This window comes from Enterobacter cloacae complex sp. 309I3 (assembly GCF_050031595.1).
Classification (GTDB): Bacteria; Pseudomonadota; Gammaproteobacteria; order Enterobacterales; family Enterobacteriaceae; genus Enterobacter; species Enterobacter cloacae.
On the sequence record NZ_JBLGWI010000002.1, the window covers coordinates 39,882 to 52,510 of the forward strand.

15 protein-coding genes and 1 pseudogene are annotated in these 12,629 nt (G+C 52.5%); 13 read left to right on the forward strand and 3 right to left on the reverse strand.

All coding sequences use genetic code 11. The annotated features are described in order from the left end of the window. Positions 1-13: 13 nt before the first annotated feature. Positions 14-229 (reverse strand): annotated as a pseudogene (locus tag ACQG22_RS23910) (mercury(II) reductase); the annotation flags it as partial. A 67-nt stretch (positions 230-296) separates the two neighbouring features. Between ACQG22_RS23910 and ACQG22_RS23915 the strand changes: the two are divergent. The 10 genes from ACQG22_RS23915 to ACQG22_RS23960 all read left to right on the forward strand — a co-directional run bounded on the left by ACQG22_RS23915 (position 297) and on the right by ACQG22_RS23960 (position 6,373). Then, positions 297-731 (forward strand): mercury resistance transcriptional regulator MerR, encoded by a 435-nt coding sequence (locus ACQG22_RS23915; protein WP_010981353.1) that lies wholly within the window; start codon positions 297-299, stop codon positions 729-731. A 78-nt stretch (positions 732-809) separates the two neighbouring features. Beyond that, on the forward strand, positions 810-1,814 hold the full coding sequence (locus tag ACQG22_RS23920) for an IS110-like element IS5075 family transposase (protein ID WP_000427614.1): 1,005 nt from the start codon (positions 810-812) through the stop codon (positions 1,812-1,814). 444 nt (positions 1,815-2,258) lie between these two features. Beyond that, positions 2,259-2,549, forward strand: coding sequence for a nucleotidyltransferase family protein (locus ACQG22_RS23925; protein ID WP_001247892.1), 291 nt, complete (start codon positions 2,259-2,261; stop codon positions 2,547-2,549). Continuing rightward, a complete protein-coding gene (locus ACQG22_RS23930) occupies positions 2,546-2,947 on the forward strand; it encodes a HepT-like ribonuclease domain-containing protein (RefSeq protein ID WP_001293886.1) in 402 nt (133 codons plus the stop codon). The genes ACQG22_RS23925 and ACQG22_RS23930 overlap by 4 nt, the downstream gene beginning before the upstream one ends. After that, entirely contained in the window at positions 2,937-3,293 is a 357-nt protein-coding gene (locus tag ACQG22_RS23935) for a cupin domain-containing protein (RefSeq protein ID WP_000215515.1), read from the forward strand. The genes ACQG22_RS23930 and ACQG22_RS23935 overlap by 11 nt, the downstream gene beginning before the upstream one ends. A gap of 254 nt (positions 3,294-3,547) precedes the next feature. Then, positions 3,548-3,874: a hypothetical protein gene (locus ACQG22_RS23940; protein ID WP_003100858.1), complete on the forward strand. Its 327-nt coding sequence runs from the start codon at positions 3,548-3,550 to the stop codon at positions 3,872-3,874. After that, on the forward strand, positions 3,871-4,371 hold the full coding sequence (locus ACQG22_RS23945) for a hypothetical protein (protein ID WP_003100856.1): 501 nt from the start codon (positions 3,871-3,873) through the stop codon (positions 4,369-4,371). Before ACQG22_RS23940 ends, ACQG22_RS23945 begins: the two co-directional genes overlap by 4 nt. Continuing rightward, complete coding sequence (locus ACQG22_RS23950) at positions 4,368-4,739, forward strand: hypothetical protein (RefSeq protein WP_021243030.1); 372 nt, start codon at positions 4,368-4,370, stop codon at positions 4,737-4,739. The genes ACQG22_RS23945 and ACQG22_RS23950 overlap by 4 nt, the downstream gene beginning before the upstream one ends. Next, positions 4,733-5,290 carry a recombinase family protein gene (locus tag ACQG22_RS23955; RefSeq protein WP_003100847.1) on the forward strand — a complete coding sequence of 186 codons (558 nt, stop codon included), beginning with the start codon at positions 4,733-4,735 and terminating at the stop codon, positions 5,288-5,290. The genes ACQG22_RS23950 and ACQG22_RS23955 overlap by 7 nt, the downstream gene beginning before the upstream one ends. A 78-nt stretch (positions 5,291-5,368) precedes the next feature. Continuing rightward, positions 5,369-6,373 carry an IS110-like element IS4321 family transposase gene (locus tag ACQG22_RS23960; RefSeq protein ID WP_000427623.1) on the forward strand — a complete coding sequence of 335 codons (1,005 nt, stop codon included), beginning with the start codon at positions 5,369-5,371 and terminating at the stop codon, positions 6,371-6,373. 181 nt (positions 6,374-6,554) lie between these two features. Here ACQG22_RS23960 and ACQG22_RS23965 read toward each other — a convergent pair whose 3' ends face one another. Beyond that, the gene (locus ACQG22_RS23965) at positions 6,555-8,315 is read right to left on the reverse strand and encodes an ATP-dependent helicase (RefSeq protein ID WP_031942310.1); all 1,761 of its coding nucleotides are present in this window, start codon (positions 8,313-8,315) and stop codon (positions 6,555-6,557) included. Next, entirely contained in the window at positions 8,312-9,298 is a 987-nt protein-coding gene (locus ACQG22_RS23970) for a hypothetical protein (protein ID WP_000211823.1), read from the reverse strand. The genes ACQG22_RS23965 and ACQG22_RS23970 overlap by 4 nt, the downstream gene beginning before the upstream one ends. Positions 9,299-10,218: 920 nt before the next feature. On the opposite strand from ACQG22_RS23970, the gene ACQG22_RS23975 reads away from it, so the two are divergent. The 3 genes from ACQG22_RS23975 (at position 10,219) to ACQG22_RS23985 (ending at position 12,626) form a co-directional block, all read left to right on the forward strand. Next, entirely contained in the window at positions 10,219-10,611 is a 393-nt protein-coding gene (locus ACQG22_RS23975; RefSeq protein ID WP_000341066.1) for a hypothetical protein, read from the forward strand. A gap of 658 nt (positions 10,612-11,269) precedes the next feature. Then, positions 11,270-11,926, forward strand: a complete 657-nt coding sequence (locus tag ACQG22_RS23980) for a trypsin-like serine protease (RefSeq protein ID WP_000462754.1) — start codon at positions 11,270-11,272, stop codon at positions 11,924-11,926. Between the two features lie 202 nt (positions 11,927-12,128). Then, positions 12,129-12,626 (forward strand): membrane protein, encoded by a 498-nt coding sequence (locus ACQG22_RS23985; protein ID WP_000340139.1) that lies wholly within the window; start codon positions 12,129-12,131, stop codon positions 12,624-12,626. Positions 12,627-12,629: the final 3 nt, after the last annotated feature.

Consider the following 12,629-nt stretch of genomic DNA (forward strand, 5'->3'; position numbering starts at 1 on the left):
GTTCCATCTCCTTTCATCCTGCGCAGCAGGACAATTGTTTGACATCCTTGGTGAAGGTCTGCGCCGCGAGCTTCAGCCCCTCGACCATCGTCAGGTAGGGGAACAACTGGTCAGCCAGTTCCTGTACGGTCATGCGGTTACGGATCGCGAGCACCGCCGTCTGGATCAGCTCGCCCGCTTCCGGGGCCACTGCCTGTACCCCAATGAGTCGTCCGCTACCTTCCTCGGCTTGTCCTTTCGAATTTGAATTGGATAGCGTAACCTTACTTCCGTACTCATGTACGGAGTCAAGCGGTATGGAAAATAATTTGGAGAACCTGACCATTGGCGTTTTTGCCAAGGCAGCCGGCGTCAACGTGGAGACCATCCGGTTCTATCAGCGCAAGGGCTTGTTGCCCGAGCCGGACAAGCCCTATGGCAGCATTCGCCGCTATGGCGCGGCGGACGTGACACGGGTGCGATTCGTGAAATCGGCCCAGCGGTTGGGCTTCAGCCTGGATGAAATCGCCGAGTTGCTGCGGCTCGACGATGGCACCCACTGCGAGGAGGCCAGCAGCCTGGCCGAGCACAAGCTCCAAGACGTGCGCGAGAAGATGGCCGATTTGGCGCGCATGGAGGCTGTGCTGTCTGACCTGGTGTGCGCCTGCCATTCGCGGCAGGGGAATGTTTCGTGTCCGCTGATTGCGTCGTTGCAAGGTGGAACGAGCTTGGCAGGGGCTTCCACAGCTTAGCGTGCTTTATTTAATGAGATGGTCACTCCCTCCTTCCCAGTACTATGCTGAGGACAGGCTTTCATTCGGAGAACCATCATGGAAAACATTGCGCTTATTGGTATCGATCTGGGTAAGAACTCTTTCCATATTCATTGTCAGGATCATCGTGGGAAGGCCGTTTACCGTAAAAAATTCACCCGACCAAAGCTAATCGAATTTCTGGCGACATGCCCAGCAACAACCATCGCGATGGAAGCCTGTGGCGGTTCTCACTTTATGGCACGCAAGCTGGCAGAGTTAGGGCATTTTCCAAAGCTGATATCACCGCAATTTGTCCGCCCATTCGTTAAAAGCAACAAAAATGACTTCGTTGATGCTGAAGCTATCTGTGAAGCAGCATCACGTCCATCTATGCGTTTCGTGCAGCCCAGAACCGAATCTCAGCAGGCAATGCGAGCTCTGCATCGTGTCCGTGAATCCCTGGTTCAGGATAAGGTGAAAACAACTAATCAGATGCATGCTTTTCTGCTGGAATTTGGTATCAGCGTTCCGCGAGGTGCTGCCGTTATTAGTCGACTGAGTACCCTTCTTGAGGACAGTAGTTTGCCTCTTTATCTCAGCCAGTTACTGCTGAAATTACAACAGCATTATCACTATCTTGTTGAGCAGATTAAAGATCTGGAATCTCAGTTGAAACGAAAGTTGGACGAAGATGAGGTTGGACAGCGCTTGCTGAGTATTCCCTGCGTTGGAACGCTGACTGCCAGTACTATTTCAACTGAGATTGGCGACGGGAAGCAGTACGCCAGCAGCCGTGACTTTGCGGCGGCAACAGGGCTGGTACCCCGACAGTACAGCACGGGAGGTCGGACGACATTGTTAGGGATTAGCAAGCGGGGCAACAAAAAGATCCGAACTTTGTTGGTTCAGTGTGCCAGGGTATTCATACAAAAACTGGAACACCAGTCTGGCAAGTTGGCCGACTGGGTCAGGGAGTTGTTGTGTCGGAAAAGCAACTTTGTCGTCACCTGTGCTCTGGCAAACAAGCTGGCCAGAATAGCCTGGGCACTGACGGCGCGACAGCAAACTTACGAAGCATAAAGGCAGAAATACACCAGTTTAAACAATCATTCATCTGGTTTTGCGAATACTGATATTGATGATACAAACGGCCCACCGGCCTGTTGAGGAACCTGTAAAACGGAAAGGCTCGCTGAAGCCGTATATTTTCTGGAGGTTCATCAGGCGCGGAACTCATCGAGGCGCGGGAATAAAATCCCATTCAGACGCCGGATAGATTCAAGCAAGCCAACTTATCGTCAAAATCGGTGTTGCAAAAACGGGAGTGACCATAGATTCCGTTTTCTGAGACGACCACAGATCAGAAAAGACTGTGCAGCCGACTCTTGATATTCCGTGCAGTCACCTTCTGAAAATGACAGGCGCGGCACGGGAATCAAGGCATTGCGATTCTCGAAAATAGTTCTTGAAATTCTATTCTTGATTGCATATCATCTCAACGAGTTTCGATAAGAAAGGATGCGCATGCGACCGTCTGTTGTGCTTGACATGAAGCGAAGCGCAGTGCGTGAAGCGGTAGGCCGCTTTCGCGCCGCGAACCCGCGCGTCTTCGGCTCGGTGCTGCATGGCACCGACCGGGATGGCAGCGACCTCGACCTGTTGGTCGATGCGCTGCCCGGTGCCACGTTGTTGGACTTGGGCGATTTGGAAGAAGAACTGAAATCGCTGCTCGGCGTTGACGTCGATCTGCTGACTCCCGGCGACCTGCCGCCGAAGTTCCGGGCCAAGGTGCTCGCGGAGGCGCAACCGATATGAGCGAGAACCGCCTGCCCGATTACCTCGACCACATTCAGCAGGCCGCAACCGATGCGCGCAGCTTCGTGGAAGGGATGGCCAAGGACGACTTCTTGGCCGACAAGCGCACCCAGCAGGCCGTCATCATGAGCCTGATCGTCATCGGCGAGGCGGCCACAAAGGTGATGGATGGCTACGTCGAGTTCACCCAGGCGCATGCCGACGTGCCGTGGCGCAGCATGCGCAATATGCGTAATCGCATGGCTCACGGCTATTTCGACATCAACCTCGATGTGGTGTGGGAGACGGTACAGGAATGGCTGCCGGCGTTGCTCCAGCAATTGCCCGCCGTGCGTCAGGATGCCGACGATGAAGACCGTAACGACAACTGTGAAAGAGGGATCTCCGATGACTGTTGAATCGAGAATATTTTCTGTAGCCGAGTATGTTCAGCCGTCCGAAGGCGAGCCTATTCGTTCCGTTGTGCTTGAAACCCGAGACTCAATTATCGTGGTTTGGCATGTCCATCCCGGGCAGGAAATTGCGGCTCACATTCATCCTCACGGCCAAGACACGTGGACTGTTTTGTCGGGAATGGCTGATTACTTTCAGGGCAATGGGATTGTTCGTGCCCTCAGGGAAGGTGAGATAGCCGTGGCAAGACCGGGCCAAGTGCACGGGGCGCGAAATACAGGTACCGAGCCATTTGTGTTAGTCTCGGTTGTGGCATCAGCCAATGCCGGTTTCGTATTGGCTGAGCGATAGAGCCCAATCTCTGGAGTTGGTCCAATGAGCGGTCGGGGAGATAGGTAACAGACATGCAGCGGACACGGCTGCTAAACCAGGTCGCAAACCTCCTTGCGTCGCAGCGTGCCGCAAGCGACGCGATCAATCGAATGGGGTCGGCATGAGACTGAACACCATCCAGTTCCCGACCGCGTAGCCGCCTGTCCTGCCGATCAGGTCTTGACCATCGACGCCTGGGATCAGTCCTGAATGTTCTTGGAGACCACTACGTTATGAGCCGCAGCCGCCGCAAAACACCCATCGTCGGGCACACGACCTGCGGCAGCGAGCGCGAGGACAAGAAGCTCTGGCATCAGCGCTGGCGCACCCGTGAGCGCACGGCGCTGACCAGCGCGTCGCCCGAAGCCCTGAGCGCCCATCTGCCCCTGCTGGAAAACCAGGCCAGCAGCGTCTGGTCGATGGGCAAGGATGGCCGCTCCTACTGGCCCGTCAAGCGCCAGGCCGCCACGGCGGATCGCATCGCCAATCACAAGGGACGCAACCCGCAAGAACGCGCCTCCCTGAAAAAGCGCCTGCTGCGCAAGTGGATGAGCAAATGAAGCTCTCCTTCCATCAGCACATTGCGCTGTTCTGGATGATCGGTGCTCCGGGCGTCTTCGCGCCCGTGATCGAGAACGCCAAGCGGCCCGATGCCGGCGCCGTCATGGCGTGGGGTGTCGCGATCGTGGCGGTGATGATCCTCTTCACCCCTTTGCTGCTGCGCTGTCCACCATTCCGGCGCTGGTATGGCCGGACGGATGCGCTGTCGGAGCGGCAGCGCCAGGCGCTTGCCGAGCGCGGCCTGCGCCGCTACTACCAGACCGCTTTCGATGACGGCTACGTGCCCCGCGTGATGCCCTACGTGTGGCGCATCATCTGGACGGTCGGCGGGTTGATGGCTGTGACCGCCGTACTGCCTACCAACACCGGACGGCCAGCCTTCGATGCCTTGGTGGTCTTCTCGACCTGGTATCCGATAGGCGTGATGCTGCTGGTTTTCGCGTCGAGGCCCCTTGGCCGGTTGATTCGCCAAAGAGCACAGGAGCGGCGGAAATGAGCACGTCAACCATCGAGGCGCTGGCCAGCGCCTGGGCAAGGATTGCCGAGGAAGCGGAATTCCCCGCTGACTACGAGGGGACTGCCACACCACAAGCGCATCGGGCTAGCGAAGCTATTCAGGAGCAGATTCGGGAGCGCATCGTCGCCACCAACGACATGCGGCTGTTCAGCCTGCTGCACCTGCTGAGTCAGGCGTCGCTGCGCATGGAGCAAGCGCTGTGGCCGGAGGATTACGAGCGGATGACGCGCGAGGTTGAGGAAGCCCTGCGGCAAGCCACCGACGCCAACGCCAGATCGTACACCCACGAAGAAGTGATGCAGGCGATGCAGGAACGCATCGACCGGGCGCGAGACAAGCCATGTTGATTGGCTATGCGCGCGTCTCGACGCAGGATCAGAACCTGGAGCTGCAACGCGAAGCCTTGAGCAAGGCCGGATGTAAAAAGGTCTTCGAGGACAAGGTGAGTGGCACGCGGGCAGACCGGCCTGGCTTGGCCAAGACGCTCGAAATGCTGCGCGAAGGCGATACTTTGGTCGTCTGGAAGCTCGACCGGCTGGGCCGGTCGGTCAAGCAACTGGTCGATCTGGTCGGCGATCTGCACAAGCACGGTGTCCAGTTCAGGAGCCTCACCGACTCCATCGACACCGGCACACCATCCGGGCGGTTCTTCTTCCACGTCATGGCGAGCCTTGCCGAAATGGAGCGCGAGCTGACCGTCGAGCGCACCCGCGCCGGGCTGGAAGTCGCCAAGCAGCTCGGCCGCAAAGGCGGCCGCAAGCCGAAGATGACCGACAGCAAGATCGAGTCGGCCAAGAAGCTGCTGGCCAGCGGGGTGCCGCCCAAGGACGTGGCCAAGAACCTCGGCGTGTCCATTCCGACGCTGTACCGCTGGGTGCCAGCCTCCACGCACGCTTAGCGTGCTTTATTTAATGAGATGGTCACTCCCTCCTTCCCGGTACTATGCTGAGGACAGGCTTTCATTCGGAGAACTATCATGGAAAACATTGCGCTCATTGGTATCGATCTGGGTAAAAACTCTTTCCATATTCATTGCCAGGATCGTCGCGGGAAGGCTGTTTACCGTAAAAAATTTACCCGGCCAAAGTTGATCGAATTTTTGGCGACATGCCCCGCTACAACCATCGCAATGGAAGCCTGTGGCGGTTCTCACTTTATGGCACGCAAGTTGGAAGAGTTGGGGCATTCCCCAAAGCTGATATCACCACAATTTGTCCGCCCGTTCGTTAAAAGCAATAAAAACGACTTTGTCGACGCCGAAGCTATTTGTGAAGCTGCATCGCGTCCGTCTATGCGTTTTGTGCAGCCCAGAACGGAATCTCAGCAGGCAATGCGGGCTCTGCATCGTGTCCGTGAATCCCTGGTTCAGGATAAGGTAAAAACAACCAATCAAATGCATGCTTTTCTGCTGGAATTTGGCATTAGCGTTCCCCGAGGAGCTGCCGTTATTAGCCGACTGAGTACCATTCTTGAGGATAATAGTTTGCCTCTTTACCTCAGCCAGTTATTGCTGAAATTACAACAGCATTATCACTATCTTGTTGAGCAGATTAAAGATTTGGAATCCCAGTTGAAACGAAAGTTGGACGAAGATGAGGTTGGACAGCGCTTGCTGAGCATTCCCTGCGTCGGAACACTGACAGCGAGTACTATTTCAACTGAGATTGGCGACGGGAAGCAGTACGCCAGCAGCCGTGACTTTGCGGCGGCAACAGGGCTTGTACCTCGGCAGTACAGCACGGGAGGTAGGACGACATTGCTGGGAATTAGTAAGCGAGGTAATAAAAAGATCCGAACTTTGTTGGTTCAATGTGCCAGGGTATTCATACAAAAACTGGAACACCAGTCTGGCAAATTGGCCGATTGGGTCAGGGATTTACTGTGCCGGAAAAGCAACTTTGTCGTCACTTGTGCTCTGGCAAACAAGCTGGCCAGAATAGCCTGGGCCCTAACGGCACGACAGCAAACTTATGTAGCATAACGGCAGAAATACACCGGTTTAAAGAATTACTGATCTGGTTTTGCGAATACTGATATTGATGATACTAACGGCCCACCGGCCTGTTGAGGAACCTGTAAAACGGAAAGGCTCATTGAAGCCGTATATTTTCTGGAGGTTCATCAGGCGCGGAACTCATCAAGGCGCGGGAATAAAATCCCATTCAGACGCCGGATAGATTCAAGCAAGCCAACTTGTCGTCAAAATCGGTGTTGCAAAAACGGGAGTGACCATAGATTCCGTTTTCTGAGACGACCCCGATCAGTATTACGTTATCCCACTCCAGCCCCTTGGAACCATGCAGTGTGGAAAGGATGAAGGGATCGCAGTCAGTAGCAGCCTCGCCTGGATTCAAGATAAGGTTTAAAAACGTGCGGGAATCGATCTTACTGGAGTCAAGTAGCTCCCCGATCCTCACGACCCCTCGTTGCTGGTCGTTCGATCCAGTGCGAGTTACACCCTCAGAGCCAACACTATCAATGAAACCCTCCATACTCAGGCGTCGTAACACATCGATAGCAGGCGTTTCCTCTCCGTCTTTCTGGCAGATAGTGGCGAGCCTGCCCAGCCGATCTTTTTGGTATTGTGCGCCCTCGAATAACTGACCTAGAGCAGACCATAGGTCGGCGTGCGGAGCCATCAATCCACTGAGCGCCGCTTTGAATTGCCCTTTCTGCCATCTAAAACCAGCCTCCTTCAGAAAGCCGTAAACAATCGCTTGTTTGTTGGGATGGTTTTCCAGTAGCCGCAGATCGCCGTACACAGACAGCAAGACGCCAACTACCAGTATCCCGATTTCGGTGCGGGTGTGTAATGCGCTTGAACCATTGAGGTAGCGATAAGGTAGCCCACACAGGCGTAAAGCAATTTCCGCCTCAGCAAGGTTCGCCTTAGTGCGGGACAATATGGCTTGTGTTCCACTGCTCACCGAGAGGTTTGATAGCACCTTGGATAGGCAGTTATCAAAGTGCAATCTGACCTCTGTTTTGGGGGTGCTAGGATGACTGACACAAAGCTTGGTCAGCTTTGTAGAGTTGCGCCGAATTACCGAGTTAGCCATCAAGGAAAGCTCATGGCCAAATCTGAACGTGCATGACAGTTGAAACACCTTCGTATTCGGGTAGTGCCTTTCAAACAGTCCGCCGATAAAGTCTGGTCGAGCACCACGCCACTCATAAATACACTGGTTAACATCACCAACAGCCATAACCGACGTATCCGACTTAGATAGCAAGCGGGTCATGTCATGCTGTATCAGGTTAACGTCCTGATATTCATCAACAATGATGTGCTTGAAGTGGGCACCAAGGCTGCTGTCATTACGCAACAGTGCGACAGCCTCAATCAAACAGTCATCAAAGGTTCGCAGACTGTTTTCCTCCAGCAGCTCACAATAGCGGCCATAGGCGTGAATAAACTCCCGTTTGATGTTGCTGAACGTTGGATCATTGGCAGCATCAACAGGAGTTACGGCCGCCGCCCGGCAGCGAGCAATAAACAGCTCGAAGTTTTCAATTTCATTGGGGTCAATATAATTCGCCTCATGGTCAAAGCCATAGCGGTAGGCTTGCTTTACCAGTTGCTCATAGCGGTAGTCGCTTGGAGTAATGAGGTCTTTCTTCTTGATTATCTGTTGGCGTTCTCCGTAACCAACAATCTTTAAGGCCAAGCTGTGGAACGTGCGGATTTCTGGAATCACGCTCGACATCAGTGCCGTCTTCAAGTTCTCCGTGAAGCTCACCTGCGCCGACTTGTTGTACATCAGGATCAGAATGGAGCGAGGATCAGTTCCCGTCTTGACCAGCCGCTCAACGCGCTTTACAAGTGTGGTTGTTTTCCCGCTACCAGGTACGGCTTTTACCAACGCATGTCCGGTGTCATGGCTGACAATACTTTTCTGCTCCCAAGTCAGTCTTTTGGTCATGCCTTAACCTTGTAATTGGCGCACTGACGGGCCTCGGTGTAGGGAACGATCTTTGCCTTACTGTGACATTGCAGATAGCCATCCTCCCATCGGCCTGCTTGCTCGCACATAATGCAGTTGGGAAATAGTGAATGAGGATCGGCGTGACGGATAAAAGCTCGTAAGTTATCAGCCAGCTCAGCGGCCCCTAACGATCTAGGCCATGTGTTCACGTCAGAATTGATTGTTAAATCCACTTCAGCGAGCGGCATCGTTTGTTCGTTGAGTCGGCCGGAACCACTTAAACTCCAGACAGACATATCCACGTTACCTACTGAGCAGACGCCGCTACAGGTGTCCACAGATTGAAACGGGGGAAGCCAGTTGAATACTCTCAGGATCTTCTCCTTGATCGAGTAGGCCCCGGTAAGCAACATCTGAATATCAGAGGCAGATTGGACCTTAAACTCAAGAATCGGGATACCGGCTTCGATCTTGTCTTGAGAGCAGGGGTGTGTGACACAAATCTCTACGTAGCAACGCCTTTCGCCAGTCGTATCATACAACATCACGTCTGGTCGCAGCCCTGTGACCTTATCGTGTTTTTCCAGCTCTGCCTGATCGAAAAATTGAGTCAAGTTGTAGCGTGCAGGCACGGATTTTACGCACTGACGTGCTTCGTCTCTAACCAAGGCTAAACGAGAACCATTACAGGCAACCCGGCGCTCCAGCTCAAGGCTAATAGGCATTTCACGGCTGAGAGCTTGTTGGTAGCGATAGAAGAATGCTTCTTTGCCGCACTTGTGAAGATAGGTTTCAAGGGCACAGCATTCTTCCGAATGGCGAAAGTGCTTAGCGTTGAACTCGCCCATTACCGGGGTCAGGGGGCTCTTACAACCTGGGCAGGTGTAAGTATGTGAGCGCAGGGCAGCGCCAATGTGCGTGAGGGTGCCCTCGCCGTCTAGCGCGTAAGCGTATTGTATTGAGCTGGATTGAGTTGTCATGACTGCGTATCCTCCCAAAAAAATCCAGCTAAGAACAGACCTTACGGCAGGCAAATGGTAAGTAGTGCTTCTTGAAGCAGTCGAGTGTACAGCGGCTCAGTGAAAAAGCTAATCGCCCGCTCAACAACCTAGTGATACTGGTGCAGATTCGACAATGAGTTAATGCCCGGAGAGCATCTGCAAGACTTCTAGCTGGAAGGCATTCCAACCAGCCCTCGCTTCTGAAAAGCCGTCAGGAAACGGTAAAATCCAACCAAGTGAGCAACTTCACTTGATCAAAGATCTAAGGCTAGAATGATGGAATTCCAACCTTAGTTTGCAAATAGCCTAAACATATAACTTCCTCTGAGGATTTAAAAGAATTCTCAGATGTCTTGAAAGCTACTTTTTAAACTTTCTCATTCTGAGAAGCATATTTAATTTTGCTGCGTCTGCTCGTGCTGCTGCTACAGAAAGGGCTTTATGCAGTGAAACTACCACGACAAACAAACAGAACATCGACCAGAATCCATCCATTTCGTTTACCTAATCGTTGAGGTTTTTATTCGGGATATCTGGCTAAATAGGACTACACAGATACCCAGTTAAACCCCCCGCTTACATAACACTCCGGTTCCTCACCAGACGTTTTATTCTATCGCGGTCTGTGGTTATCAGAAGCTGCATAAACCGGTTATTTAGTCCGTTACGCGAAAATTATTGAGGATCCGGGCTGTTAAACTGTTCTTCCTCTTTCGCTTCCGGAGAAAAGGGGAGGTGTCACCCTGCGGCCGGGTAGTGAAAGGGATTTGACGTAATTCAGGCGAAGGGCGAACAAGACCGCAAAGGACGCCCGGGCGACCGGATACCTGCCGGGTTGTGCGAAGTAAAAACCGGAAGCAGTGATAACACAAACAGGCCCCTACAGCGTAAGGATTGTGATGGACGATAAAGAGCAATTTACGAATCTTGTGGCAAAGCATGCCTCCGGACTCACCGAAGAGCAGCTGGCCGGTTACGATGCCTGTTCCCTGGATGGTGAATGCGTCACGCCTTCATACGAGGTTTTCCGGGGGTATCGTACCCGCCATACCCTGGATGAATTTCTGGAGATGGCCATATCGCTGAATGCCATCCACCCGGATGAATATTTAACGGATATGCTGCTTAAGCCTCATGAGGTGATCGGCGCTCTGGCCGATGAAGGCGACCAGCTGAACAACGCCACCCCGGTTTATTTCTTCCCGGATACCGGCGTCTATGCAGCGGCCGTCAGTGAAACCCGGGTGCTCGATGCCTGGCTTTGCTGGCCATGCTACCCGGCGAACTGGTAACGCGGCCGTTGGAATTGCACCGGCAGGATACGAATTTAACCGACCCCGTGGCGGGAAGGTTATCACAATTGCATGTCCTCATCCCTCAAGCCCCCTGCCAGGCCCTAACGTGCTGTCAGGCTTCGCCTGATTCCCGATCTGCGCCGGTACTTCAGCCGATAACTTTTTGTTTTCTTTTTATTTTCTCCCCATTTCCTCAAAGTTCGCGGGCGGCGTGGACAGGGCACCATTGCCGCATGTGGGGTCTTAATAAGGGCAGGGTGGTCAGGTTTGCTCGATGCCGGGGGTAGGCCCTACCCTTTATGGGATGAGGACATGCAATTCACTAAATTAATCGACAGCACCGGTGGTGACTTATCTGTAACGGGTCAGTTTTGATACGGGGAATGTTTCAGGGTTAAGATCTGGAATCATAAAAATATACGCTCCCGTTCAGGACATACGACTTGAAATGGATAATGCCATTAAAGGAATTCCAGCCTTTCGTCGATAACAGTTTCTGACCATCGCCATAACCATGTCATGGAGGAGACTAACCGTGTTTCAGAGGTGAGCTGGTGCCTGGCAAAACATACAAACTCAAATATCAGGAAGCGAGTTTAGTTGTTTATAACATGCAGCCGTGTAACTGATTAGGTACCGGCAAAAGGAGGAAATAATGTTTGAAAACTACGTTTGTAAAATCTATGTAAGCAATGATCCTCATTTTAGTAGCCATCTCGAAGCAACTGCGTTTGGTTTCGATAATGGTCAGCAGCAAAAGATTCTCACCGCAGCCCATGTTGTTACCAATGCTCTTGGAAAAATTTATCCCGTCAGCAATACACTTAAACTTTACGTCAAATTTCTTAACCATCAAGGACTGGTGAACGAAGAGCCTGTTCTAGTCGATTTCATTCTCAATGAGGCTAATGACAGGGCAGACTTTAAAGACGGCATTCCGTTTGTTGACAGTGCAGAAATCGTATTACCAGCTGGAATACAACAGCCTGTAAGTAGTTACTTTAAGGTCCTGGCTCCCGCAGCTGGCATGGGTACATTGGGTGTCGGATATCCAATGAATGAGACAACAATTTCGACATTCCCTGGTGAAGTTTCAGGCATTTGGCCTTTAAATTGCTCAAATCATTCTCCCCAACATCTCACAACTCGCTTTGTAATAGCACATTTCAACACCGATGGTTGCTCTGGTGGACCCTATGTCGTCTCCGAGAATGACGAGCATTTTGTCATTGGAAGTCTGGTTGGAATAATGTCTGGAACCTGCCCAGATTCAAATCCACACATGTCTGTTCAGTCCGCTACTGATTTTTAGCAAAGTCAGTTCCAAAATGACGCTGGCACGATAGTTATTTTGGGTCTGCCCGATATGGCGTCTGCCCTTACTAACAGCAACAGCATTGAAACTGACAAACATGAACTCGAAAGTGCCACAATAGTAAGTCATGATTTCTTCATCACTTTTATGGTGCTCTTTTTCACCTATCACACAGCAAGTTATGAATACGAGGCCTGTAATGGACGCTACCGAAACTGAAGAGCTCGAAAAAATTCGCAAGAAGGCAATGGATGAAGTTACAAGTGCTCTTCAGGCGCTTGAAAATAAGTTCCCGGGTATTACTGAGGGCGCAGCAGCTTTGGCGGGGTCAGGCGTAGGCGCAGCGGCTTCCTTCGGTGCTCTCTATACGCTTGGTACAACGGGAGTGTCAGCAGCAGGCATAACCTCCGGGCTCGCTACAGCAGGGTCTATCGTCGGTGGCGGTATGGTTGCAGGCATTGCGGTATTGGCCGCACCTGTAGCTGTGTTAGGGATTGGCGGGTACGCGATAGTGAAACACAAAAAAAATGCGAAACTGACAGCCGCCCTTAGTCAGGCCATCCAAAAGCTCTACGAAGTTCAGGAAAGGTTGATGTCGAATGCGGAATATTTTAAGGCAGAAATTGCTGGCATCAAGGCAACAATCGACATGCTTACTAAGAAAGCTCCAAAAGGTAGCCTGGTCGCGGTGAGGTAAACA

Excerpts from the sequence above, each read along its gene's own strand:
- ACQG22_RS23925 (WP_001247892.1), top strand. The coding sequence starts at position 2,259 with ATGCGACCGTCTGTTGTGCTTGACATGAAGCGAAGCGCAGTGCGTGAA.
- ACQG22_RS23985 (WP_000340139.1), top strand. The coding sequence starts at position 12,129 with ATGGACGCTACCGAAACTGAAGAGCTCGAAAAAATTCGCAAGAAGGCA.
- ACQG22_RS23920 (WP_000427614.1), top strand. The coding sequence starts at position 810 with ATGGAAAACATTGCGCTTATTGGTATCGATCTGGGTAAGAACTCTTTC.
- ACQG22_RS23960 (WP_000427623.1), top strand. The coding sequence starts at position 5,369 with ATGGAAAACATTGCGCTCATTGGTATCGATCTGGGTAAAAACTCTTTC.
- ACQG22_RS23930 (WP_001293886.1), top strand. The coding sequence starts at position 2,546 with ATGAGCGAGAACCGCCTGCCCGATTACCTCGACCACATTCAGCAGGCC.
- ACQG22_RS23975 (WP_000341066.1), top strand. The coding sequence starts at position 10,219 with ATGGACGATAAAGAGCAATTTACGAATCTTGTGGCAAAGCATGCCTCC.
- ACQG22_RS23965 (WP_031942310.1), bottom strand. The coding sequence starts at position 8,315 with ATGACCAAAAGACTGACTTGGGAGCAGAAAAGTATTGTCAGCCATGAC.
- ACQG22_RS23915 (WP_010981353.1), top strand. The coding sequence starts at position 297 with ATGGAAAATAATTTGGAGAACCTGACCATTGGCGTTTTTGCCAAGGCA.
- ACQG22_RS23980 (WP_000462754.1), top strand. The coding sequence starts at position 11,270 with ATGTTTGAAAACTACGTTTGTAAAATCTATGTAAGCAATGATCCTCAT.
- ACQG22_RS23935 (WP_000215515.1), top strand. The coding sequence starts at position 2,937 with ATGACTGTTGAATCGAGAATATTTTCTGTAGCCGAGTATGTTCAGCCG.
- ACQG22_RS23955 (WP_003100847.1), top strand. The coding sequence starts at position 4,733 with ATGTTGATTGGCTATGCGCGCGTCTCGACGCAGGATCAGAACCTGGAG.
- ACQG22_RS23950 (WP_021243030.1), top strand. The coding sequence starts at position 4,368 with ATGAGCACGTCAACCATCGAGGCGCTGGCCAGCGCCTGGGCAAGGATT.
- ACQG22_RS23940 (WP_003100858.1), top strand. The coding sequence starts at position 3,548 with ATGAGCCGCAGCCGCCGCAAAACACCCATCGTCGGGCACACGACCTGC.
- ACQG22_RS23970 (WP_000211823.1), bottom strand. The coding sequence starts at position 9,298 with ATGACAACTCAATCCAGCTCAATACAATACGCTTACGCGCTAGACGGC.
- ACQG22_RS23945 (WP_003100856.1), top strand. The coding sequence starts at position 3,871 with ATGAAGCTCTCCTTCCATCAGCACATTGCGCTGTTCTGGATGATCGGT.